This is a genomic window from Rhodococcus sp. KRD175, assembly GCF_017168275.1.
Lineage (GTDB): Bacteria > Actinomycetota > Actinomycetes > Mycobacteriales > Mycobacteriaceae > Rhodococcoides > Rhodococcoides fascians.
The window spans coordinates 42,168-64,407 of sequence record NZ_JABFAQ010000016.1; the positions used below are offsets into that span (position 1 = coordinate 42,168).

Annotated in this window: 21 protein-coding genes and 2 pseudogenes; 11 read left to right on the forward strand and 12 right to left on the reverse strand. The window is 64.3% G+C overall.

Features of this window, described 5'->3' with window-relative positions:
- Positions 1-292: 292 nt before the first annotated feature.
- Entirely contained in the window at positions 293-763 is a 471-nt protein-coding gene (locus J1M81_RS22575) for a rhodanese-like domain-containing protein (protein WP_255182257.1), read from the reverse strand.
- A 23-nt stretch (positions 764-786) separates the two neighbouring features.
- Complete coding sequence (locus J1M81_RS26935) at positions 787-2,082, reverse strand: prolipoprotein diacylglyceryl transferase family protein (protein ID WP_255182258.1); 1,296 nt, start codon at positions 2,080-2,082, stop codon at positions 787-789.
- Positions 2,083-2,378: 296 nt separating this feature from the next.
- On the opposite strand from J1M81_RS26935, the gene J1M81_RS22585 reads away from it, so the two are divergent.
- Positions 2,379-2,630, forward strand: coding sequence for a hypothetical protein (locus tag J1M81_RS22585; RefSeq protein ID WP_032401334.1), 252 nt, complete (start codon positions 2,379-2,381; stop codon positions 2,628-2,630).
- A 956-nt stretch (positions 2,631-3,586) separates the two neighbouring features.
- Positions 3,587-5,803 carry a heavy metal translocating P-type ATPase gene (locus tag J1M81_RS22590; protein ID WP_206498886.1) on the forward strand — a complete coding sequence of 739 codons (2,217 nt, stop codon included), beginning with the start codon at positions 3,587-3,589 and terminating at the stop codon, positions 5,801-5,803.
- Between the two features lie 103 nt (positions 5,804-5,906).
- On the opposite strand, the gene J1M81_RS22595 is transcribed toward J1M81_RS22590, so the two are convergent.
- The 3 genes from J1M81_RS22595 to J1M81_RS22605 form a co-directional block, all read right to left on the reverse strand.
- On the reverse strand, positions 5,907-6,539 hold the full coding sequence (locus tag J1M81_RS22595) for a DUF305 domain-containing protein (RefSeq protein ID WP_032375716.1): 633 nt from the start codon (positions 6,537-6,539) through the stop codon (positions 5,907-5,909).
- 84 nt (positions 6,540-6,623) lie between these two features.
- On the reverse strand, positions 6,624-7,091 hold the full coding sequence (locus tag J1M81_RS22600) for a hypothetical protein (RefSeq protein WP_032375717.1): 468 nt from the start codon (positions 7,089-7,091) through the stop codon (positions 6,624-6,626).
- A gap of 124 nt (positions 7,092-7,215) precedes the next feature.
- Positions 7,216-7,584 carry a metalloregulator ArsR/SmtB family transcription factor gene (locus J1M81_RS22605; RefSeq protein ID WP_032375718.1) on the reverse strand — a complete coding sequence of 123 codons (369 nt, stop codon included), beginning with the start codon at positions 7,582-7,584 and terminating at the stop codon, positions 7,216-7,218.
- A gap of 91 nt (positions 7,585-7,675) precedes the next feature.
- Between J1M81_RS22605 and J1M81_RS22610 the strand changes: the two genes are divergently transcribed.
- Entirely contained in the window at positions 7,676-9,682 is a 2,007-nt protein-coding gene (locus J1M81_RS22610; RefSeq protein ID WP_080733462.1) for a heavy metal translocating P-type ATPase, read from the forward strand.
- A gap of 193 nt (positions 9,683-9,875) precedes the next feature.
- On the opposite strand, the gene J1M81_RS22615 is transcribed toward J1M81_RS22610, so the two are convergent.
- Together J1M81_RS22615 and J1M81_RS22620 are read right to left on the reverse strand one after the other, a co-directional pair.
- On the reverse strand, positions 9,876-10,250 hold the full coding sequence (locus J1M81_RS22615; protein WP_032375719.1) for a helix-turn-helix transcriptional regulator: 375 nt from the start codon (positions 10,248-10,250) through the stop codon (positions 9,876-9,878).
- 14 nt (positions 10,251-10,264) lie between these two features.
- A complete protein-coding gene (locus J1M81_RS22620) occupies positions 10,265-11,488 on the reverse strand; it encodes an MFS transporter (RefSeq protein WP_206498898.1) in 1,224 nt (407 codons plus the stop codon).
- 98 nt (positions 11,489-11,586) lie between these two features.
- Here J1M81_RS22620 and J1M81_RS26545 point away from each other — a divergent pair, with 98 nt between their 5' ends.
- Complete coding sequence (locus J1M81_RS26545) at positions 11,587-12,078, forward strand: hypothetical protein (RefSeq protein WP_032375720.1); 492 nt, start codon at positions 11,587-11,589, stop codon at positions 12,076-12,078.
- Between the two features lie 183 nt (positions 12,079-12,261).
- Here J1M81_RS26545 and J1M81_RS22630 read toward each other — a convergent pair whose 3' ends face one another.
- Positions 12,262-12,726 (reverse strand): DUF1707 domain-containing protein, encoded by a 465-nt coding sequence (locus J1M81_RS22630; RefSeq protein WP_206498887.1) that lies wholly within the window; start codon positions 12,724-12,726, stop codon positions 12,262-12,264.
- A 163-nt stretch (positions 12,727-12,889) separates the two neighbouring features.
- Between J1M81_RS22630 and J1M81_RS22635 the strand changes: the two genes are divergently transcribed.
- Positions 12,890-13,642, forward strand: coding sequence for an ABC transporter permease (locus J1M81_RS22635; protein ID WP_032375722.1), 753 nt, complete (start codon positions 12,890-12,892; stop codon positions 13,640-13,642).
- Between the two features lie 436 nt (positions 13,643-14,078).
- Here the strand turns inward: J1M81_RS22635 and J1M81_RS22640 are convergent, their stop codons facing one another.
- From J1M81_RS22640 to J1M81_RS22650, 3 genes are read right to left on the reverse strand one after another with little or no spacing between them, the layout of a single operon-like run.
- Complete coding sequence (locus J1M81_RS22640; RefSeq protein ID WP_080733463.1) at positions 14,079-14,594, reverse strand: GAF domain-containing protein; 516 nt, start codon at positions 14,592-14,594, stop codon at positions 14,079-14,081.
- Entirely contained in the window at positions 14,531-14,803 is a 273-nt protein-coding gene (locus J1M81_RS22645; protein WP_032375724.1) for a hypothetical protein, read from the reverse strand. The genes J1M81_RS22640 and J1M81_RS22645 overlap by 64 nt, the downstream gene beginning before the upstream one ends.
- Positions 14,804-14,843: 40 nt before the next feature.
- Positions 14,844-15,659, reverse strand: a complete 816-nt coding sequence (locus J1M81_RS22650) for an ANTAR domain-containing response regulator (protein ID WP_052063206.1) — start codon at positions 15,657-15,659, stop codon at positions 14,844-14,846.
- A 677-nt stretch (positions 15,660-16,336) separates the two neighbouring features.
- Here J1M81_RS22650 and J1M81_RS22655 point away from each other — a divergent pair.
- Positions 16,337-17,029 carry a ZIP family metal transporter gene (locus J1M81_RS22655; RefSeq protein ID WP_206498888.1) on the forward strand — a complete coding sequence of 231 codons (693 nt, stop codon included), beginning with the start codon at positions 16,337-16,339 and terminating at the stop codon, positions 17,027-17,029.
- Positions 17,030-17,047: 18 nt separating this feature from the next.
- Here the strand turns inward: J1M81_RS22655 and J1M81_RS22660 are convergent, their stop codons facing one another.
- Positions 17,048-17,548 carry a MarR family winged helix-turn-helix transcriptional regulator gene (locus tag J1M81_RS22660; protein ID WP_052063207.1) on the reverse strand — a complete coding sequence of 167 codons (501 nt, stop codon included), beginning with the start codon at positions 17,546-17,548 and terminating at the stop codon, positions 17,048-17,050.
- 153 nt (positions 17,549-17,701) lie between these two features.
- Between J1M81_RS22660 and J1M81_RS22665 the strand changes: the two are divergent.
- From J1M81_RS22665 to J1M81_RS22685, 5 genes and pseudogenes are all read left to right on the forward strand, one after another.
- Positions 17,702-20,169: pseudogene (locus J1M81_RS22665) on the forward strand (molybdopterin oxidoreductase family protein).
- A complete protein-coding gene (locus J1M81_RS22670) occupies positions 20,166-20,645 on the forward strand; it encodes a hypothetical protein (protein ID WP_032375726.1) in 480 nt (159 codons plus the stop codon). The pseudogene J1M81_RS22665 and the gene J1M81_RS22670 overlap by 4 nt, the downstream one beginning before the upstream one ends.
- A 56-nt stretch (positions 20,646-20,701) precedes the next feature.
- The gene (locus tag J1M81_RS22675; RefSeq protein ID WP_155289661.1) at positions 20,702-20,869 is read left to right on the forward strand and encodes a hypothetical protein; all 168 of its coding nucleotides are present in this window, start codon (positions 20,702-20,704) and stop codon (positions 20,867-20,869) included.
- 92 nt (positions 20,870-20,961) lie between these two features.
- Entirely contained in the window at positions 20,962-21,294 is a 333-nt protein-coding gene (locus tag J1M81_RS22680) for a cupin domain-containing protein (protein ID WP_080733464.1), read from the forward strand.
- A 489-nt stretch (positions 21,295-21,783) separates the two neighbouring features.
- Positions 21,784-22,197: pseudogene (locus J1M81_RS22685) on the forward strand (MepB family protein); the annotation flags it as partial.
- Between the last annotated feature and the right edge of the window lie 43 nt (positions 22,198-22,240).

The window sequence follows — 22,240 nt, forward strand, 5'->3', positions numbered from 1 at the left end:
AGCCGAACCACCGCCGAGGAGAAGGCAACCTGGGGCGAGGGCACGCCTGCGCTGGTAGCACTGAGGGTGACAGCGGGCGAGGTTCTGATTCGCCGGTACAGGCCGGGGCCCGTTCGACGTCGTTTGCGCCCGCTGGCAAACCGATAGGTTCACTTCCCGGCAGTAGCGGGACCATCGGCGAAGTGTCCGGTCCCGACCTGGTAAACCCTGACCAAGACGATCTCGGCATTCGATTTCACCGGATCGGTTCTGGTGCTCGACCTTCGGGGGCGGTGGTGCGGAACGTGCGTGATCATTCTCCGATGGTTCGTCCGGTGTGTCGCCACGCGAGCATGCCGCCTTGTAGTTCGACGACATCGGTATAGCCGAGAGCGGCCAGGTCTTTCGCCGCGGTGGCGCTCATTGTCCCGGTACGGCAGTAGATCGCCAGCGGCGTGGTCCGGTCGGGCGGCAACGTCGCGGCCTGTTGTCGGATCTGGTCGAAGGGAAGGCTCGAGTCGGTTCCCGGGAGCTGGCCCTCGTCGGGGGTATGGACGTTGATCGTGACTCGGGCGGGATCGGCGATTGCGGCGGCGAAGTCAGCGGGATCGAGCAGTTCCGCCCGTGTAGCAACGGGCATTGACGCGGTGGGCTCAGAGACCTCGCCGCCGGTACATCCAGCGAGTGCAAGGACGAGGACAGTCAGTATCGATGCCGGACTACGGAGCGTCGATCGGGACACCGAATGCGGTGCCATCGCATCGAGGTGATCATCGAAAGGCACACGCATAAAAATACGTTCGGTGATCACGAGAGCACCTGCGACGCTGCGAGGACGCCGATGAGGACCGCGCAGCAGATGAGCGAGACAGTGAGTCGGCCTCGACGAGTGTGCGCGTCCACCCGGAAGAGAAACAGGCCCTGCCGGACCAATGTGTATGCGGCAATACTCCCCAGGAAGACCAGCCCTCCGACGGGAAGGTCGACCTGAAGCACCACTGCGAGCGCAACTCCTGCGATCAACAGGGCTGCAGCGGCCTCGTAGAGCTGAACGGGAATCCTCCTCGTCGCCAGGGTGCGATCGGACGAAAACAGACCCCACCGAGATCGAGTCGGACGCCCCGAACAGCAGCCCGCCAAGAAGCATCCCGGACGACCGATCGCCATGCCGAGAAACAATCCCGGGGTGGTTGCATCCAGGACTGCGCCGACGTCCATACCCCCGAGTGCTCCGCCGATGACCAAGGTGCCCAGCGCAACGAGAAGAAAACCTTGTATGCACGCTCCTGCGCGGATGAAAGTAGATATCGGTCGACGGTGCAAGATCAAGTACCAAACCTTGGCACCGATATATCCCAGAATGCAACTCAGAGCTGAAATTGCAACAGCAGCAGCAACATTGGCATCCATGCGTGAGAGCAGGAATCCCTGAACAATCAATGCAACCACCGCTCCCGCGGCTACCAACGCCGGCCAACTCCACACCCGCACAGCGGGACCGTATGTCAGTAGCGCAGTGCGCGCGGTGAGCACAGAGTTCTGCTGCCGTTCGCTACTGTCTGCGCCCCCGTCGATGCGTCGCGCACTCACCTCCCACTCCCCGCTGGCAATGCCCTGAATACGGGTGGTCGCGGCGAACCGGCCTCCAGCGGCAGGACGTGATTTCACGACCAGAGTCCGATCGAAACCGACCTTCTCGGTCGATGCATGGCCCTCGACTTCCACCCGCGATCCAGTGAAGCGAATCGCCACGTCGTGGCTGGGCTCGGCATCGGCCCCGCCGACACCCCAGTACGTCACCGCAAGCCCCAGCGGCTCGACCTGGGAAATCTCATCGGTACAACTGGTGGCTGGTGAGCGCTTGGGTGCGTAACTCTGCGGTGCGGGCGCAACAGCTTCAGGCGTGCGGGCACGTGGGCGCTCCGGCGGCGCTGCAGTATCGATCGTCGGATCTGCGGCCTGGGCCGACGCTCGCGGTGGGGTAGTGGAGGCCGGCGCGAAAGCCCGGGCGACAGTGGGATGGAGTGCACCGCTGCCGGGCGAGTGGCCCCTGCTTCGAAGATAATCGGCGGCGGCGACGCTGACCGCAGAATGTGGGGCCACCGCTGAGAGGGGATGCCTTGGCTGGGGCTCAGTACGTATGGCACCGGGGTGGGGAGCCGGTGGGCCGCCCCCGGATCGTGTCGCCGTGGTTCGTCGTTTGTGCGCTTTCGATCGCGACTTGCTGGATTTCTTTCCCACAGGTTGCCTCCATCATCGCCTGTCCGGGCGACGGCGTCTCGACAGCAGTCAACTACTATGCTCGATAGTAGCTGAACTACTAAGCGTTATAGTAGGAGCTGCGGGATGACCACACTCCGCAGGTCAGCAGGTGGCTGGTGCGAGAGTGAGGAGCAGCAATGATGAATATGGGCACCATGAGTGGCGGATGGACGATGATGGCAGGAATGGCCGCGTTCTGGCTGGTCGTGATCGCTCTGTTGATCTGGGGTGCGGTTCGGCTGATGTCCGCTCGCCCGCAATCGGGGGAGGACGCGCAGGAAATCCTCGATCGTAGATTCGCGGCCGGGGAGATAGATCGAGATTTCTATCGCGCAGCGGTCGCAGAATTGGCGACCGCTGCGCTGCGCAAGCGTGCCGACACTCGGTAAAGAGCAACTGCGGTGTGACGGGCAGGCATTTTCACCGCATGTGACCGAGTTTGCGGACTGGATATGTCGGTGCGCGCCGGCTGGCCGGTAGGGCAGGGCTCGCCCGGGGCCGGTGAGCGGCAACTGTCGGCGCGTTCGAAGGCGCACCGAAACGATCAGATCGAAAGTGGAACCGAACGTGAGTGATACACCCATCTACGACTTACTCAACGCTACATCGGCGTCGCCGCAGCCCCATGGTGAACGAGACAGTATCGCTCCACCGTCCGATCTGCGGCGTCAGCGATCGACCGAACGAGCAGTTCCGCGATCTTCGAGAGTCGACACGCGGGCTCGCCATGCGCGCCGTGACACGGCGTAATTCGCCCTGCCCTGCCTCCAGTCGGTGAGAAGACTCGTAACGGAAATCGCAGCGAACGCCGATGATCCACGCGCGTGTGCAGGTACGCCCGTCGCTGTAAGGCTCAGCTGTGCCGCGGATGCATGCGCCCCTTGACCGAATCGGTATCGACATCCATGCCCGTCCGTGAGCATGACAGCGACCGCGGGTGCACCTGGTGGCCAGCCGACTGGCGCTCACGCGTTGACAACACCCTGACGGTTCTTCCCAATGAGATCAGGAAGGGGTATGGTTCGACTTGATCGACATATACCCCTATGGGGTATATGTTGTCCGAGATGTCGAAAGCTACGCATGATCATCACGCACTGTCAGTTACGCCGGTATCGATGTACGGCCACTGTGAGTCGTCGGTCCGCAACGACGTCAACGCCGTGATCGGAATGGACACTGTCGCGTTATCGGCGGCGGCAGGGACATTCACGGTCACCAGTACAGCCACGCTCGTCCAGGCGCAGATCATTGTCGCCCTCGACGCCGAATACACAGCCGAACCAGAACCCACGAGTTCATGGGATGAATGGATATCGAACTCGATGGATGAGAGGACAGCACGATGAACGATCACACACACTCCGACGTCGACTCCGCGCGGACGGATCCGCCGAACAGACTGCAGCACAGCGGGCATGAAGAAGGACCCGAAATGCACACGGACGTGGCAGAGAAGGCGACTCCGCAGTCGGACCACGACACCGGCGGGCACAACGCAGAGCACGGCGGGCACACCGGTCACGGTGGTCATGCCGGTCACGGGGATCACGTCGGTATGTTTCGTCGCCTGTTCTGGGTCATGCTGGTCCTCGCCGTTCCGGTGATCGTTGCCTCGAACATGTTCGCGATGCTCCTCGGATACTCACTGCCCGACTCATCGTGGATCGCCTGGGTCTCCCCGGTGCTGGGCACCGTGATGTACGCCTGGGGCGGGTCCCCGTTCCTCACCGGCGCAGTCAGCGAAATCCGTTCACGTGCACCGGGAATGATGCTGCTCATCGCCCTCGCGATCACCGTCGCATTCGTCGCGTCGATGGGAGCGAGCCTCGGCCTGCTCGATCATCAGCTCGACTTCTGGTGGGAACTGGCGCTGCTGATCGTGATCATGCTGCTCGGGCACTGGATCGAAATGCGATCCCTCGCGCAGACCACCTCCGCTCTGGACTCGTTGGCGGCGCTGCTCCCGGACACCGCCGAACGCGTCGACGGCGACGATGTGGTGCCGGTGTCCCCGGCCGAGCTGCAGCTCGGTGATGTCGTCGTCGTCCGCCCCGGCGGCCGAGTACCGGCGGACGGCACCATCGTCTCCGGATCGGCGAGCATGGACGAATCGATGATCACCGGCGAATCCCGCACCGTCCGCCGCAGCGACGGCGACCACGTCGTCGCCGGCACGGTAGCCACCGACTCCGGTCTGCGCGTCCAGGTCACCGCAGTAGGGGAGGACACCGCCCTCGCCGGCATCGGCCGCTTGGTCGCCGACGCCCAGAACTCGACCTCGCGCGCTCAGCGCATCGCCGACACGGCCGCCGGTTGGCTGTTCTGGTTCGCTCTCGGTGCCGCGATCATCACCGCCGCTGTGTGGACTCTGGTCGGGATGCCCGACGACGCCGTCATCCGCACCATCACCGTGCTGGTCATCGCCTGCCCGCACGCACTCGGACTGGCGATTCCGCTGGTGGTCTCCATCGCCACCGAACGCGCCGCCCGCGGCGGTGTCCTGGTCAAGGACCGGCTCGCACTCGAAACCATGCGCACGGTGGACACCGTGCTGTTCGACAAGACCGGGACCCTCACCAAGGGTGAACCCACCGTCACCGCAATCGAGGTGACCGGCGGGCGCACCGCCGACAACGTTCTCGCGCTGGCCGCTGCCGCAGAAGCAGATTCCGAACATCCACTCGCCCGTGCCATCGTCGAGGCCGCACGCGCGCGGAACCTGACGGTCCCGGCTGCAGCCGGCTTTCAGTCGTCCCCCGCCGTCGGGGTCGCAGCCGACGTCGACGGCGTCCGGATCCAGGTCGGCGGGCCGGCACTGCTCGAGCAGGAACACGGATCCGAACTCGCTGTCGCCGACCGGTGGCGCGGGGACGGGGCGATCATCCTGCACGTCCTCGCCGACGGGGCCGTGATCGGTGCCCTCGCGCTCGCCGATGAGATCCGGTCCGAGTCACGCACTGCGGTAGACGCGCTGCACGCGCGAGGAATCGCGGTCGTGATGATCACCGGTGATGCCGACGCCGTCGCGAAGTCCGTCGCCACCGAGCTCGGTGTGGACCGCTACTTCGCCGGGGTGAAACCGGAAGACAAGTCGCACAACGTCGCTGAACTCCAGAGCGAAGGCCGTACGGTGGCGATGGTCGGCGACGGAGTCAACGACGCCCCGGCTCTGGCGCAGGCCGATGTCGGTATCGCTATCGGGGCCGGCACCGACGTCGCGATCGCGTCGGCCGGAGTGATCCTCGCCAGCGACGACCCGAGGTCGGTGTTGTCGGTAATCGAACTCTCCCGTGCCTCGTACCGGAAGATGAAGCAAAACCTGTGGTGGGCAGCGGGATACAACCTCATCTCCGTCCCGCTCGCCGCTGGGGTGCTGGCCCCGGTCGGGTTCGTACTCCCCATGTCGATCGGTGCGATCCTGATGTCACTGTCGACGATCATCGTCGCCGCCAACGCACAACTGCTGCGTCGACTCGACCTTTCACCCGACGCCATCACCGGCGCAGTGGAGACGGGCCGCGACGCGCGGCTCGAACCCGGCTCGCAGCTGCACGTCTGAGCCCCCGAATTCTCCAGGAATCTTGACCGCAACACACTCGAAGGCCGCATCCTCTCGATCTTGTCGATCCAGAGGATGCGGCCTTCCTCGATACGGAACCAGGTCAGCCGAGCAGTCGCTGCATGGTCGCAATTTCCTGCTGCTGAGTGGCGACGATGGTGCGGGCCATCTCCTGCGCGTCAGGGTTGGAACCGTCGGAGATTTCGGTGTTCGCCATCTCGATCGCGCCGGTGTGGTGGGCGATCATCATCGTCAGCCACTGACGGTCGAACTCCGGACCCGACGCCGCCGTCAACGCGTCCATGTCCTGCGGGGTCATCATGCCGCTACCCGAACTGTGATTGATCGAGCTCATCTGCCCCATGTCGGCGGTGGGTGCAGGCTGGCCCCACTCGGCGAGCCAGGTGGTCATCTGGTCCATCTCGGGCTGTTGTGCGCCGGCGATCGCCGCAGCCAACGCCACGACATCCGGATTGTCGGTGCGGCCCTGGGCCATCGCGGCTATCTCGACAGCCTGGGCGTGATGCGGGTACATCATCTGCGCGAACATCACGTCGGCATCGTTGAACCGTGCGGACGCATCCGCCTGCGGTGACGCCGGAGCAGACGAGGACGCCGATGACGAGTTCATCGAGTGCCCGTCCATCGACGACTCGGTCGAATTATCGCTACAGCCGACGACGATCAATGCGCTCGCTGCGGCAGCAGCAAAGGCCGCGATCATTTTGGTACGCATGTGAAACTCCTTGCAAAAGTGGGTGATCCAGGAAACCGAGGGTGTGTCGATTCGCCGGTGGACGTGGATCCACCGGGCTCCCTGTCACACTCGCAAGGTCACCGATCTGTCCAACTCCCACAACGTCCACGGCGGCGCGCGTTCAAGGATGGAGTCGGTGCGCCCGAGATTCGGTTTTATCGACGCCGCAGACAGGTCGATCTCGGCGTTGATCGCCGGGATCGACAACGCGGGCCATGACACCGTCGTGCCCACGCAGGGATGCATCATCTGATGCGTCGGCGGGCAGCCGTGTTCGGCGGCCATCACCGGAACCGAGTCGTCGATCGAATCGTCGAGCGGGTGCGTCGACGCCATCGGGGGATGGCCCGCGCTCGTTGCCGGAGTCATCGGCGTGGACATCGGAGCAGTCATGGGCATCGACATCGACATCGACATGGAGGGGGTGGGTGTCACCGAATGCATCAACAGCACCCCGAGCACCGTCAACGCGATCAGCAACCCGGTCGCCGGGGCTGTGCCCCGTCGAGCGCGCCGGACTACTGGCTTCATGATTCGACGATAGCAAGACATACCCCCCAGGGGTAACTGCGTGGGGATAAGCCGGTGAATTGCCCGCCTGCCCGGCGATGTGTCGCCCACCGGATTCGTGCCGGGTGTCGAGGAAATGCTCTGCCTATGCGGAGTCGGCGGTGCTGGGCGCGTCCGGTGAGGACATTCCGAGGTGTTCGATGTGATAAACCGCTTCGTCGAGGAGCATCGCCACGTGGTTGTCGTACAGGCGGTAGACGATGCTGCGGCCCGAGCGCGCCCCGGTGACCAGGCCCATCGCGCGAAGCAAGCGGAGTTGATGGGACACGGCGGACTGTTCCATCTCCACGGCGTCGGCCAAGTCGTTCACCCCGCTGGGGCCTTGGCGGAGTTGGGTGAGAATCCGCAGCCGACTCGGTGTCGCCAACGCCTGCAGTGTCGCGGCAACCGTCGCGGCGGATTCGGCGTCGAGCTGCGCCGGAGGCCGCGGCCGCCCGTCGACTTCGTGTCCCATGCGGCAACTCTAGTCCATGTACACATGTAAAGATCTTCATATATTCCTGTACAGTCGCCCACGCATCTATTTCCGTCGGCAGAAGGCAGTCATGGCATCGATCGGCACCACTACCGCTCCGGGCGCGCCCACAGCGCGCAGCAACCCCGGTTACGCGCGGACGCGCCTCCTCGACGTTTCCGAGGTGAGGTGGGCGCTGGCGGCGACCGCGCTGTTCCTGCTCGGACTGACCGCGCAGCTTCTCGGTGCCCCGACTTGGTTGTTCTGGGCGCTCTACCTGGCCTGCTACGTCACGGGCGGGTGGGAACCAGCCTTGGAGGGTCTGCGTGCGCTACGAGAGAAGACCCTCGACGTCGATCTGCTGATGATCGTCGCCGCCCTCGGCGCGGCGGCGATCGGGCAGATCTTCGATGGCGCACTGCTCATCGTCATCTTCGCCACTTCCGGCGCACTCGAAGCGGTACTGACTCGCCGCACCGCCGACTCGATTCGGAGTCTCCTCGACCTCGCACCCGAGACCGCCATGATCCTCGACGCCGCAGGTATCGAGGAACGAGTCGACGCCGCTGATCTCCGCCGCGGCGACATCGTGATCGTTCGACCCGGCGAGCGCATCTCCGGCGAGGGCAGCATCGTCGAGGGCAGTTCCGACGTCGATCAGTCCTCGATCACCGGTGAGGCGATCCCAGTGTTCAAGTCGGTGGGCGACGACGTCTTCGCCGGCACCATCAACGGCACCGGCGCACTGCGGATCCGCATCGACGTCGACCCCTCTGAGACCGTGATCGCCCGCATCGTGGCCATGGTCGAACACGCCTCGGCAACGAAAGCCAAGAAGCAACTGTTCATCGAGAAAGTCGAGCAGTACTACTCCAAGACCGTCGTCGTCTCCACCGCAGCAATTTTCGCGATCCCGATGCTGCTCGGAAGCGAACTCCAGCCGGCGCTGCTGCGGGCGATGACGTTCATGATCGTCGCCTCCCCGTGCGCGGTGGTCCTGGCGACGATGCCGCCGCTGCTCGCAGCGATGGCCACTGCCGGACGCCACGGTGTCCTGGTCAAATCTGCTGTCGTCATGGAACAACTCCGCACCATCGAGGTGGTGGCCTTCGACAAGACAGGAACACTCACCGAAGGAACACCGCAGGTCGAGCACATCGACGCAGTCGACGGCTCCAGCGAAAGCGACGTACTCGCCGTGGCCGCCGCAGCCGAGATGAGCAGTGAACACCCGATCGGCACAGCCATCGTCGACCACGCCCGAAGCCGAGAGTTGTCGATCCCCGAGGCGACGGCCTTCGAGTCGACCCCGGGCGTAGGAGTCCGCGCGAGCGTCGATGGCGAGGTCGTGACGGTCAGCAAACCCGACCTCACACCGAAAACTGACCCTTCCGAACCTCTTTCGGCACACGAATGCGAGGCGGTGGCCGAGCGCACCGCTGCCGAACGCGAATCAGGCGGGATGACCGCCGTAATCGTCCGGGCCGGTGGCAGGCCGATCGGAGTGATCGCCCTCGCTGACACCGTTCGCTCGAATCTTGCCGCGACCATCAGCGAGCTCGAACGTGTAACCGGTAGTCCCTCAGTGCTGCTCACCGGCGACAACTCCCGCGCAGCGCACGCGGTGGCAGGGCGAATCGGGATCACCGACGTCCGCGCGGGACTGCTTCCCGAGGACAAAGCCGGGGCCGTGACGGAACTGCAACGCAGTGGACTCTCGGACGGCGGCACACGTGAGCGCCGCGTTCTCCTGGTCGGTGACGGCGTCAACGACGCTCCCGCTCTCGCCGCGGCGGACATCGGTGTCGCCATGGGACGCAAAGGTTCCGACCTCGCACTCGACACCGCTGATGCGGTCCTGGTACGGGACGATCTCGCAACCTTGTCGTCGGTGATCGAACTCTCGCGCCGCGCGCACCGGATCGTGGTCGCCAACCTCGCGATAGCGTCCACGTTCATCGTGGTCCTCGTTGCATGGGACCTGATCTGGACCCTTCCGCTGCCGATCGGAGTAGCAGGGCACGAAAGCTCCACCGTCCTCGTCGCGCTCAACGGCATGCGCCTGCTGTCCTCCCGTGTCTGGCGGCGCAGGACGTGACGTCGGGACGACACCGGTGCGAGCAGAGGCACACACGTTGTAGCCGCAGAACGGACCGGTTCTGTGTGTTGATCGGGAAAAATTCGGCCAATTCGGTCTCGACCTGCAGTTCGTCGAAAATTCTGTGCAGCAATGGAAGTAGTCGGCGTAGTTCCATACCGCAGATCACCACCACCGCTGTACCGGACAGAGGTCAGCTGTGCGGGGGTTCGCCTGTGATCGTGTGGTCGGCGTAGTTGAGTCCCTCACGGACCAACCGGGCGAGGTGCCCGTCTGCGAGGGTGTAGACCACGTTACGACCGCTCTTCTGCGTTTCGACCATGCCGACGAACCTCAGTTTGGCGAGGTGCTGGCTTACGGCAGTCCGCGACGCATCGGTTCTGGTGGTGAGTTCGGTGACGTCGGCCGGGCCGTGACTGAGCAGCCACAGCAAATGCAACCGGGTGCGGTCGGAGAGCATACGAAATGTATCCGTGGCGGCCTCTAGCCGCGCATGATCGGGATGCGCGGCGTGGTCGAGGCTCGCGTGCGAGTGCTTGGACACTGCGGACTTGGGCACTGCGGTCATGGTCGTCGATCCTGCTACGTCGGTGATGCCGCAGTGGTACTGGTGCGGGCCCACAGCCGTGTTGCTGTCAGTGCGGCAAGTGTAGCGATCACCACCAACGTGGCCGCCGCTGCGAACTGACTGATCTCTGCACCGAACCATCCCGCCAACGGGTAGGTCAGCAAGAATCCGGCATGGGAGAGGGAGAACTGGGCGGTGAAGATCGCCGTACGCGAGCTCTCGTCCGATTCACGCCGAAGAACCCGCGCCGACGGCGTATTGATCATCGACGTACCCGTCCCCATGATCGCCCATATCGCGGACAGTGCGACCCAACCGGGCAGAGCAGTCGGTGTCGACGCTACGAACACACAGGCGGCGGCGATCCCCACAACGACGACCGCGGCCCCGGTGAGCATCAGGGTGCGATCGCTGATCGTAGTCAGGATGCGCGGCACGGTCAGCGCGACGATCATCGATCCTCCGCCGTAGAAGGCCAAGGCGATAGCCACGCCGCTGCTCGATCCTCCGAGGAGGTCGCGAACGTAGACAACGGTGTTCACCACGACCAGAGCTGTTGCCGAGGCAACGACCAGATTGAGTGCGAGTAGCCCGCGCAAGGCGGGCCTCGTGACGAACACTCGGATGCCCGCGGTGGTGCGTTCGAAGAACGAGGGCGTTCGTTCGGCGCGAACGAAGGCAGGAAAGCGTGTTCCGATGACCATGATCGCCGAGACGACGAATCCGACTGCAGTGCCGACGAACAGTGAGTGATAGGAAATGAGCGTCAGCAGTGCCGCCGCCAGCACCGGGCTCAGCAGTGATTCGAGATCGTACGCGAGCCGCGACAGCGAGAGCGCCTTGGTGTACTGCCGATCGTCGGGCACGATCGAAGGAATGACGGCCTGGAACGTCGGAGTGAAGGTGGCCGATGCAGATTGCAGGACGAAGATCAGCACGTAGATCTGCCACACCTGATCGACGAAAGGCAGCATCACGGCGATCGCAGCCCGGATGGCATCCGCGGAGACCAATACCCGTTTGCGGGGCAGCCTGTCGGTCAAGGCGGACACGATGGGTGCGACACCGACGTAGGCCATCATCTTGATCGCCAGCGCGGTGCCGAGGACCGCACCCGCCGAACTGCCGGCGATGTCGTAGGCAAGCAATCCGAGCGCCACCGTCAGCAGTCCTGTGCCCACCAGCGCCACTACCTGTGCGGTGAACAGTCGACGGAATTCAGGGTTGGCGAGCAACATCGCCGGAATCGTGGTGGGTGGATTCACCGCGACCAATATACACAACGAGTGCGCACGTATGCACCTTTCAGGACGGTTCTAACTTCGTTTGATCACAGTTGGTTTCGGTCGGCCCCACCTCCTCGCCTGGGTGCGAACGCCGTGCTCTCGTTCTGCTTGTCTACATCCTCACCCGGCCCCTGGGTGCGAATCTCGGCGACTGGTCCGGGTTCCCCACAGCAGAACGCGGCCTCGGCCTCGGCACCGCCGTCACCAGCGTTATCTTCCTTATGGCGATCATCGCCACCGTCGTCTACCTCACACTCACCCGCGCCGATGTCATCACCGACGCCGACGACGCACCCCATGGGCGGGCTCAGACGAACACCACACGCGAGCGGCTGCTGCTCGGCTACTTCGCTGCCGTGGCCGTCGCCACGGGCATCGTGTTGTCGTGGGCCTCTGCCCAGCCGCACGCGGCGGCGCGCCCCGCCGCAGGTGGGTACAAGGCCGCGACCTCCGCCGGCGAGATCTCCACCGGGCTGGGGTGGACCGCCACCGTCGTCGCCACGCTGGTCAGTCTCGTCGTGGCGTACGCGAGCATCGCGTAGCTGCTCAAGCTCGTCGCGGGACATCGGATCACGTACTTCGTCGGCTATCGGGTAGCGCTGGGACTCGTGCTGCTCGGAACCGGAGCGCTGGCGTCGACCTGATCCCTGCCTATATCTGAACGTGCAGTGGCTCCGGACGACGTCGCCTGGGCCACTGCACGTTCTGGCGAGCGGGTGAGGAGGTCAGTGTTCCCCGAGCTCGCGGACCCCGCCCAGCTCGTGCTGATCTCCGATGTCGAAACCAGCGAACACCACCAGCGCCGCCAGTACCGCGAAGGACAGCACCGCGAGGGCGGCGGTGATGACTCGGTGCCGTTTCGCCAACGTCAGCAGCGCCAGCACGAGAGCGGCGGCGGCGAAGACGGTCGCCCGGATACCCTCGCGTACGGATTCGACACGTTCGACGCGTCGCGCCGACGGCTGCTCGGTCGGCAGGTCGGCAAGAAGCGGGTTCAGTTCGTGGACGTAGCGGGCCGCGTAAAGGGTGCCCAGGCGTTCCTCGACCTCGGTCATGGTCAGCATTCCGGCGGTGGCCGCGTCGTGCAGCTGCATGCTGACGCGTTCGCGGTCGACGTTGGATGCGCGGGTCGGCACCTTTTCGGCGGTGCCCGCTGCGGCGTCGCTGCGGTCGTGCTCGGTCGGTGTCATCAGCGGTCTCCTGAATGGTCGGTGTCGGGAAGTCTGTGGTGTCATTCGACTATGAGCGGGGTCTGCTGAGAACCCGCTGAAAGCCTGTGAACGGCCGACTGTCACGGGGGCAGTGGGTGGCTAGAGTCGTCGCCATGCCAATATCGAACGTGGCCCGCCGGCGGTGAGCGTCGCGCTCGCTCGACCCGGGGTTGCGCTCGCAGTGCTCTGCGTGGTCATGGTCGCCGCTGCTGCTGTCATCTACCGTGTCACCGCGATCGGGCGACCCATCGCAGTCCCTGCGGCAGCGCTCCGAGGAGCCACACAGCTCGCGGTCGTGTCCGCTGTACTTGTGGCGGCGTTGTCGCAGGTGTGGTCGGCGCTGGTGGTCCTGGCCGTCATGTTCGTTGCGGCTGGATTCACGGTGTTTCGGCGCGCAGACGCGGGCCGGTCCGGGCTTTTGTTGGCGTTGGCGTTGATCGCCGGCACTGGGATTGTGGTTCCGATGATGCTGATCAGTGGTGTGGTTCCGGTGGCCGGCGTCGCATTGGTGCCGGTCGGCGGAATCATCTTGGGCGGTTCGATGTCGGCGACATCGCTATCGGCCCGGCGCGCGTTGACCGCGCTCGGCGAGCGGCACGGTGAAGTGGAAGCAGCGCTGAGTCTCGGAATGTCCGAGCGTGACTCGCGCCTGGAGGTGATCAGAGAGTCTGCCGGTGACGCCCTGCTACCGGGTCTGGACCAAACCCGTACCGTCGGACTCGTTACGTTGCCCGGGGCGTTCGTCGGAGTCCTCCTCGCGAGTGGATCGGCCGTGCAAGCCGGCGCCGTGCAGATCCTCGTCCTCGCCGGACTGCTTCTGGCTCAGACGTGTTCGGTGGCGCTCGCAGTGGAGCTGATCGCTCGTGGGTTCGTTCAGCGCGAACCGAAAGCGTGAGTGCAGCGCAAAAACCCAGGTTACTTGGCCGAATTACATCCCCGGGTGCCGTTCCGCCGAGGTGAGCGATGGTGAAGGAGCCGACATGGTCACAATGTGCACTCGTCTTCTGAACGACTGCAGTTGTCTTCTGAAACTGACATCGGTTGTCAGTTTCAGAAGACGACTGCATTCTTTGCTGGCGTTTTGTGGGTGAGTGAACTCCTCTTCTGACATTTCAGTGTCAGAAGACCACTGCACAATCGTACGTGTGGAGCTGAGACCAGATTCCCGTGTTCCTTTGCTTGCACCAGGGCGATTTGGGGGTGCGGGGAGTGGGGTGCCACCCGGCTTCCCTCGGCTCGAGACTCCGGGTGGTCTTCGCGCCCGTGCCCGCGCTGCTGCAGACCGGCCGCTTACCGACCGCGTACCCCACCGGAATCCGGCTATGCAGTGATCAGGTGTCGAAGTCGACTTCGGTTGTGCGGTTGACGATGCCGTGTGCGATCGACGCTATGGACGTCGAGTTCGCGTATGCGTGTGCGCGCAGGGCCGCTGCGGCGTCGGCGATCGGTACCGACAGGCGTGCAGAGAGCATCCCGACGGCGACGTTGATGTGGGCGCGGGCTAGACGGTATTTGCCGGCCGGTCGGCCCGGCGGTGCCGTACGGCCGACGTGAGATCCGGGGATGAGTTCGGTGAGGATCACCGGCCCGAGCGCGGTCGCGATCGCTCGGACGGATTCGACGGCGGACAACGCATACGGGCCCGGGGTGTGGCGGTACAGTTCGAGCACCCCGACCGCGGCACCGTGCGCGGTGATCGGGCAGGCCAACACGGCGTGCACACCGAGCTCGGCGACCACCTCGCAGGCGAACTCCGGCCACTTCGCAGTGCCGGCCAGATCGGTCAGGTCGGGTACCGCAATCGTGGTGCCGGCGTTGAACGAGTCCAGGCACGGGCCTTCACCGATGGTGAACTAAACAGTTCGTCGATCCGCACGGCATCGGCGTCGGTGGCGTGCAGCAAATCTCGAGCAACTGCACCATCAATGATCAGGCTCACCGCTGCGCCGTCGACACCAGCGACCTCGACGGCCGCGTGGGTCACTGCGCCGGTCGCGGGGAAGCGGGGTTCCCCGTCAGACACGCGGGAAGGGGCGTTGTCGGTGTCATCGGTCATGGTGGAGGTCCTGGGTTGATCCAACAGTGGGCAGCGCCGCTCACTTCTCAGGGGAGGAGTTGCCGGCCGGGGAGTGTGCGCTGACCGAGGCGATCAGGGATGCCGCGATATCGGCGACCCTGATGTTGTTGTGCTGAGATTGCCGCGACAGGAAGTCGAATGCCTCGTCGGCGTTCACCCCGCGCATCGCCATGATGATGCCCTTGGCTTGATCTATCTGGGACCGGGTCTTCATGGCGGTCTCGAGGCCTTCGACGTTCTCTTCCGCCGCGAGAGCCCTGCGGGAGACGAGCACAGCCGTCTCGATCGAGGTGACGAACAGCCGCAACAAAGCTTGATCGACGTCGGTGAATCCGTGCCGGTCGTAGCTATAAATGTTCAGCGCCCCGAGGTGGCGATCGTCGAGCGCGAGCGGTGCCGACAGATAGCTTTGCACGCCGATACCGGCGACACTCGCAGCGAACCGGGGCCAGCGACGCTCGACATCGGGAACCACGACCCGAACCATCTGCCGGGTTCGTGCCGCTTCCAGGCACGGCCCCTCGTTGCTGCGGTACTGGTCGGCGTCGACATCGTTGACCCGTGCATCGGTAGAAGCAGCGGTCTGCGGATACTGCCCGCGCTCGTCGAACACCGTGATTCCGGCCAGATCCGCCGTCGGGATGGTCCGGACTACCTCGGTGCACATCGTCTGCAATACGACGGACAGATCGACTCGGGCCATCATCATCGCTTTGAGATGGTCGAGCGCGTCGATGTACGGGGCTACGTGAGCGGGAACCGCACCCGGTACCGCCCTCGGACTGTTCAAGGTCGACGACACGCGGTCGTGTCGATCGGCACATCCGGTACTCATATTCGACGTTGTTCCCTTCCGCTTGACCTGTCGCCATCGGACACGCGGCGGCGCACTCGACTACTGGTCGCGGCGCAGGGCTCGGCCGATACGGACAAAAATATCGCACGGCTGCGAAGAATGCCTGAAACTCGTGCACATGGTTACCGTCGACGACAACGGGCAGGCCGTGACTGCCGCGCGGGATCGACGAGGCCACCGGACCAGGTCGCCTGCCGAACAATCTTCGCTATCGGGTTCACCAAGCAGCGATCCACCGCACGCTGGGTGGATCGAGCGAGCCGAATACCGTTTTGTATTTGGGATCGTGTCACTCTCCGGAGGCGAGAGCGGTGACAGCAGCATCGACGTCGCCATACACCACGAACGCGCGATCGAGCCCCATCAATTCCAACGGCCTGCCGGTTGAGTACCCGTCGGCGCACCACCTCCGGCCCCGCTCAGGTCGAGGCGGGCGCCGGGTGCCAGCGAACTGTTGGGACCGGCCAGGACCGCAGTCCGGCCAGGGTGGGCGACGGGAGCATGGAAGAGTTCTTCGCGATACTGATCAGCGTATTGAAAAGTGAGGAGCCTCGTACAGTGCGAGATGCAGTGCACGGCAGTGAACGTCACGGATGCGGATCCGGGGGCGTAGAACGGCACCGTATCCACCGCCGTTGCTGCTGCGGTGTGCGGCCGTGACGGCATTAGGGGCGGCGTTGTACGGGCTCGGGACCGCTCTCCCGCTGGTGATCGGCGCGGCAATCGGCTTGCGGTGGTCGCTGCCGAAGCAGGTGTTGGCGGCGATGATGGCGTTCGGTGCAGGCACGATGATCGCCGCGGTGTCCTCGGAACTGTTCGCACCTGCCTTCGGGCAAGCGGGGATCGTGATCGCCGGGGCAGCGTTGTTCGCCGGTGCCGGTGTCTACGTCGCGGCGAACCACCTCATCGAGAACAAGCTGGGTCCGGCAGCGATCGGGTGGGCGTTGATGCTCGGTACTGTTCTCGACGGGATACCGGAGAACACCGCGCTCGGGGTGTCGTTGACCAGCGGCGCAGGACTGGTTTTGCTGGTGGCCGTCGCGGTGGGAAACGTCCCCGAGGCGGTCGGCGGCGCAGCCCTGATGCGCGATCAGCACAACTTCAGCCGCGCACGGGCGCTCGGACTGTGGTCGATAACGGCGGTGGTACTCGTCGTCGTCACCGTCGCCGGGTTTCTGCTGTCCGACGCTATACCCGACACCGGCATCTCCGCAGTCCAAGCTTTCGCCGGCGGGGCGACACTGGCGGTGCTCGCCGATTCACTGATGCCCGAGGCCTACCGAGACGGCGGATGGTGGGTCGGAATGGCCACTGCAGCAGGCTTCCTCGTCGCCTTCGCGTTGGGTTGATCTTCGACTCGGATGGTTCTAGTCGGGCCAGAACAACCCGAGGAAGCTGTGACCACTCGGCTCACCCGCCGCGGCAGCAAAATCGGCGAGTGCATCGGCGACGCGTTCACGATCTAGAGGGCTCATCTTTTCGAGAACGTCTCCGATCGCGGCGCGCCGATGGTCGTTGACCGAGTCGACGAGCTCTTGTCCTATGCCGGTCAGTGTCAACGTGATGCTGCGGCGGTCTGCCGGCGACACACTGCGGCTCAGTAACCCCGCCCTCATCAGTCGGTCGCAGGCACGGCTGGCGTTGGACGGATTCACTCCCAGGGCATCGGCAACTGCCCCCAGGCCCAGCGGACCGCGGGTATCGATCAACACCAGAATGCGTAACTGCGGCACAGTGATCGCGTCCTCGACCGCCGCTATCGAGGATGCGGCAATACCGACGAGTACACGCGAGGCACGTAGGACCGCATCGACGTGGCCGCCGAGATCTGTATCGCGGCCGTGATCACGTTGTCGGATCGGGCTCATTTCACAGATCCTGCCGCTCCCTGCTGCTGCGGCGCAACGCAACACCACTGATAGGGACCGGTTGTCTACGCGGGTGTGACGCGGTTCAGCTCGTACGCAGTACTTCGCGATAATCGTTGCGTATGCGCAACGATCGGGTGCAGGATGGCGGGTATGGAGTCTGCCGGACGGAGCCGTGATCGAATCGCCGAGCCGTGGGGTGCCCGCACTCCCTACGCCGCCGGTGAGAGGTGGCCGAGCCGAGTCGATACCTACCTCTCCGGTGATCTGACTCCGGCAGAGGTGGACAGCTGGGTGCAGTCGGCCTCGATCCTGCATTCAAACGGAGACGCCCTCGACATCGCTGTCAAAGACGGGGCCATCGTCGGTGTGCGCGGACGGGAAGTGGACCGAGTCAACCACGGCCGTCTCGGACCGAAAGACCTCTTCGGGTGGCAGGCCAACGCCAGCGCCGACCGTCTGACCACACCGCTGATCCGGGTCGACGGCGAACTCGTCGAAACCGACTGGGACACAGCGATGAACCGCATCACCAGTCGCAGTCGTGAATTGCTCGACGAGCAAGGGCCCAGCGCGATCGGCTTCTACACCAGCGGTCAGTTGTTTCTCGAGGAGTACTACACCCTCGGTGTCATCGCCCACGGCGCTATCGGAACCAACCACGTCGACGGCAATACCCGACTGTGCACGGCCACCGCTGCAGAGGCGCTCAAGGAATCGTTTGGCTGTGACGGTCAACCGGGTTCCTACACCGATGTCGATCACGCCGATGTGATCGCCTTGTTCGGGCACAACGTCGCCGAAACCCAAACCGTGCTGTGGTCACGGATCCTCGATCGCCTCGACGGCGAGGATCCACCGCAAATACTGTGTGTGGACCCGCGGCCCACCCCGGTCGCCGCCCGCGCAACTGTGCACCTGGCCCCGATCCCCGGCACGAATGTAGCGTTGATGAACGGACTGCTCCACGAAATTATTGCCCGCGGGTGGATCGACCGCGACTACATCGACGCCCACAGTGTCGGCTTCGACGAACTACGCCTCCTGGTCGCCGACTACCCGCCGGAGAAGGTAGCGCAGATCTGCGGAATCGACACGACGACCTCCGTGCAGCGGCCCGGTTGCTGGGCACCGCAACCAAACTGCTCTCCACCGTGCTGCAGGGTTTCTACCAATCCCATCAGGCCACCGCCGCGGCCGTGCAGGTGAACAATCTGCACATCATCCGCGGCATGCTCGGCAAACCCGGATGCGGATTGCTGCAGATGAACGGGCAACCCACCGCCGAGAACACCCGCGAATGCGGCGCAGACGGCGATTTGGCAGGGTTTCGTAACTGGTCCAACGATTCCCACGTCGCCGAACTCTCCGCGCTGTGGAATATCGACATGCACCAGATAACGCACTACAGCCCGCCGACCCATGCGATGCAGATCTTCCGGTACGCCGAACAAGGGTCGATCCGGATGCTGTGGGTCAGCGCCACCAACCCGGCAGTATCGATGCCGGAACTGGCTCGCATCCGCTCGATTCTGAGTCAGGAACGACTGTTACTGGTCGTGCAGGACATCTTCCTCACCGAAACCGCCGCCATGGCCGACGTGGTCCTGCCCGCGGCGACCTGGGGCGAGAAGACAGGAACGTTCACCAACGTCGACCGCACCGTACACATTTCGGACAAGGCGGTCGAACCGCCCGGGCAGGCACGGGCAGATCTCGACATCTTTCTCGACTACGCCCGACGTATGGATTTCCGCGACAAGGACGGGCAGCCACTGCCGCCCTGGCACGACGCCGAATCGGCATTCGAGGCGTGGAAGAAATGCAGCGCGGGCCGCCCGTGCGACTACACAGGAATCACCTACGACCTACTGCGGGGCGGGAGCGGCATCCAATGGCCCTGCAACGACGCCCATCCCGGCGGGACGGAACGACTCTACGAAAACGGGGCGTTCTTCAGTGCACCCGACTACTGCGAAAGTTACGGCAAAGATCTGATCACCGGCACCCCGGTCGAACCCACCGAGTACCAGGCAATGAACCCGGACGCGAAGGCGATCATCAAAGCCGCCGGTTTCCTACCCCCGCACGAAAGACCCACTGCGGAGTATCCATTCGCGTTGATCACCGGACGCACGCTCTACCACTTCCATACCCGCACCAAAACCGGCCGTGCCCCGCAACTGCAGCAAGCAGCACGCGAGGTGTGGGTCGAGATATCGGGGAACGACGCCGCTAGGATGGACATTACGGAAGGTGATCTCGTCGAAATATCGTCACCCCGCAGCGCTATCGAAGCTCGCGCGCGCATCACAGCCATCCGAGACGGCGTACTGTTCGTACCTTTTCACTACGGCTACTGGGACACCGAGAATGGGTCGGTCGGTGGTCCGCATGCTCGCGCAGCGAACGAGCTCACTCTCACCGACTGGGATCCGGCATCGAAGCAACCGATCTTCAAAACCGCTGCCGCACAGGCCCGCCGGCTCTCACGCGGCGACGGTTCACCGTCGCCGGCCCCGACGACCACCGCGTCGGCGCCCATCACCATGGGAATACCCGCGACGACGGGCGGCCTCGCCGCGAACGTGCACGAGACAACGATCGGAGCGGTGCGATGAAGCTGGGACTGGCGATCCGCGAACTGCACCGCTCCGAGCACAAACTCGCTTGTCAACTGTCCGCGTTGTCGGCCCGCCACACGGTCGAACACGAAATCTTCTACACCTCCCGCGACATCGCCGTGTGGTCGCGCGAGCACATCGCCGACCTCGCCGATGCCGGCACCCGCTACGGGCTGACGCTGAGCGCGGACCCACACAGCACCGCACACGCGGCCGGTCTGCAACAGCGGATCAGCGCGCTGTTGGGCCGGCGACCCGAACCGGCGTTGCTGCTGCTCGCCGATCTGCGGCGAGTACACCGCACCGCAGCGGGAGTGTCGTTGGACTGGGAACTACTCGCACAAGGCGCACAAGCAGTGAAGGACGTCGACCTGATCGACCTGGCGCAGCGGGGGCACCCGCAGACCCTGCGGCAAATGCGGTGGGCGAATGGCATGCTGAAAACACTGTCGCCACAAGCATTGTCGAGCTGACACCCCGCTCGACAAGGAACTCACCCTCGACGCCAGAGCGAACGGAGTAGACCGCGATGTCCGGATTGAAGTCGATGACCATCGGCCAACTCGACGGCATACTCACAGACCTGGAGACACGGCGCAGGGTCGCGGTCCGAGAGAACAGACCCGCCGATGACGTAGCCCTTCTCGAGGTGGACCTGGCCCGCGTGTACACCGAACTGCGCCGCCGCGGACTGTGAATTCCTAATCGGACTCAACCACGGCGGAAAGCGCCACCAGCAGCTGCTCGATTAGGTGGCCGTAATAGATACCTACTAAAAAGGAACACTCCATGATGAAACGCTCGCTGGAAGCGCTAGCCCGCGAACAACTCGAGAAGGCGGCGTCGGCCTCGAGTGGGCGCGCCGCGCACACCGTGTACGGAGGTCATGAACACGTACTGCGTCAGACGCTGATCGCCTTGATGGCGAGCCAGGAACTTAGTGAACACGAAAGTCCAGGTGAAGTGACCGTGCAGGTGCTCCTCGGACGTGTACGACTGCGGGCAGGGGACGACTCGTGGGAAGGCCGGCGCGGCGATCTGCTGGTAGTCCCCCAACAACCGCATTCCCTGGAGTCGATCGAAGATTCGGTAGTGCTCATGACCGTGGCGAAGCTCCCCTGACCATCGCCGACACTGACGGACTGCGGTCGCATCGCCCTGCAAACTCCCTCCACCTCAACATCACTGACGCCCTGACGAGACGGCGGCGGCCAGGTGACCTGTGCCAGTGTCGAGGCCGGCGGTCCGTGCCCCGGTCGCCCCCGCAGGCAAGCACTCGGCCTCACCGCCGTACAGCGTCTGCTTAGTACTCGGGAACTTCCCAGCAGGCTCCGTCCGGTCTCGTCGACTGTCTCCACGGTCGCCGCCGGGGTCCGCGCCCGCAAAACTGGGAGCGGTATCGATGTCGCAAACCCGTCGACGCGGGTGCGGGTTCGCTAGTGCACGTAGACGAATCAGCACTCGGTATTCGGCAAAGCACTGAATGAGTTCACAGCGGAGAAACTGTGCGAGCGCGTCAAGGCTCCGGTCGGATGAGATCTAGGCCATGTTACTGAAAGTGCTCGGCCCGCCTGGCCTGTGGTTGAAAGTTCGGGAAAATAGCGTGGCTGTATGCAGTTCAATGCCTTCGCGGCCTACTCGGCTGTGGTGGGCGTAACCGCTGAGGTGAGCCCCGAGATGCAGAACGGGGACTACGAGTCCGGGATCGTCCAGATCGGCGAGGGGCCGTGGCGTATCCGGACTGCGCGTAACACCCCGACCAAACTGGGCGCGTTCGTCGCGTTCTGGCAACGGGACGCGGAGGGGAGCACGACGCCGTTCTGTAATGACGGTCTCGCTGCTGGCCTGCTTGTCTTCGTGGAGCAACATGATCGGCGCGGAGCGTTTCGGTCCACCGGCGTGCACCTCACTGAGCTCGGCATCTTTTCAGGTAGACGGCCAGGCAAACGTGGGTTCCGCGTATATCCGAGCTGGTGTGCAGGCTTGAACGTCCAGTCCGCTGTCACCCAACGCGGTCAAGCGCCGCGTTCCGGGAGTACGGAGCTCAGGTCGCCCTGGTGAGGGTGCA

What these genes read in the sequence shown, in the direction of transcription:
- J1M81_RS22585 (WP_032401334.1), top strand. Translation starts at nt 2,379, where the DNA reads ATGATGAATATGGGCACCATGAGTGGCGGATGGACGATGATGGCAGGA.
- J1M81_RS22590 (WP_206498886.1), top strand. Translation starts at nt 3,587, where the DNA reads ATGAACGATCACACACACTCCGACGTCGACTCCGCGCGGACGGATCCG.
- J1M81_RS22595 (WP_032375716.1), bottom strand. Translation starts at nt 6,539, where the DNA reads ATGCGTACCAAAATGATCGCGGCCTTTGCTGCTGCCGCAGCGAGCGCA.
- J1M81_RS22600 (WP_032375717.1), bottom strand. Translation starts at nt 7,091, where the DNA reads ATGAAGCCAGTAGTCCGGCGCGCTCGACGGGGCACAGCCCCGGCGACC.
- J1M81_RS22605 (WP_032375718.1), bottom strand. Translation starts at nt 7,584, where the DNA reads ATGGGACACGAAGTCGACGGGCGGCCGCGGCCTCCGGCGCAGCTCGAC.
- J1M81_RS22610 (WP_080733462.1), top strand. Translation starts at nt 7,676, where the DNA reads ATGGCATCGATCGGCACCACTACCGCTCCGGGCGCGCCCACAGCGCGC.
- J1M81_RS22615 (WP_032375719.1), bottom strand. Translation starts at nt 10,250, where the DNA reads ATGACCGCAGTGCCCAAGTCCGCAGTGTCCAAGCACTCGCACGCGAGC.
- J1M81_RS22620 (WP_206498898.1), bottom strand. Translation starts at nt 11,488, where the DNA reads ATGTTGCTCGCCAACCCTGAATTCCGTCGACTGTTCACCGCACAGGTA.
- J1M81_RS22630 (WP_206498887.1), bottom strand. Translation starts at nt 12,726, where the DNA reads ATGACACCGACCGAGCACGACCGCAGCGACGCCGCAGCGGGCACCGCC.
- J1M81_RS22645 (WP_032375724.1), bottom strand. Translation starts at nt 14,803, where the DNA reads ATGACCGATGACACCGACAACGCCCCTTCCCGCGTGTCTGACGGGGAA.
- J1M81_RS22650 (WP_052063206.1), bottom strand. Translation starts at nt 15,659, where the DNA reads ATGAGTACCGGATGTGCCGATCGACACGACCGCGTGTCGTCGACCTTG.
- J1M81_RS22660 (WP_052063207.1), bottom strand. Translation starts at nt 17,548, where the DNA reads ATGAGCCCGATCCGACAACGTGATCACGGCCGCGATACAGATCTCGGC.
- J1M81_RS22670 (WP_032375726.1), top strand. Translation starts at nt 20,166, where the DNA reads ATGAAGCTGGGACTGGCGATCCGCGAACTGCACCGCTCCGAGCACAAA.
- J1M81_RS22675 (WP_155289661.1), top strand. Translation starts at nt 20,702, where the DNA reads ATGTCCGGATTGAAGTCGATGACCATCGGCCAACTCGACGGCATACTC.
- J1M81_RS22680 (WP_080733464.1), top strand. Translation starts at nt 20,962, where the DNA reads ATGATGAAACGCTCGCTGGAAGCGCTAGCCCGCGAACAACTCGAGAAG.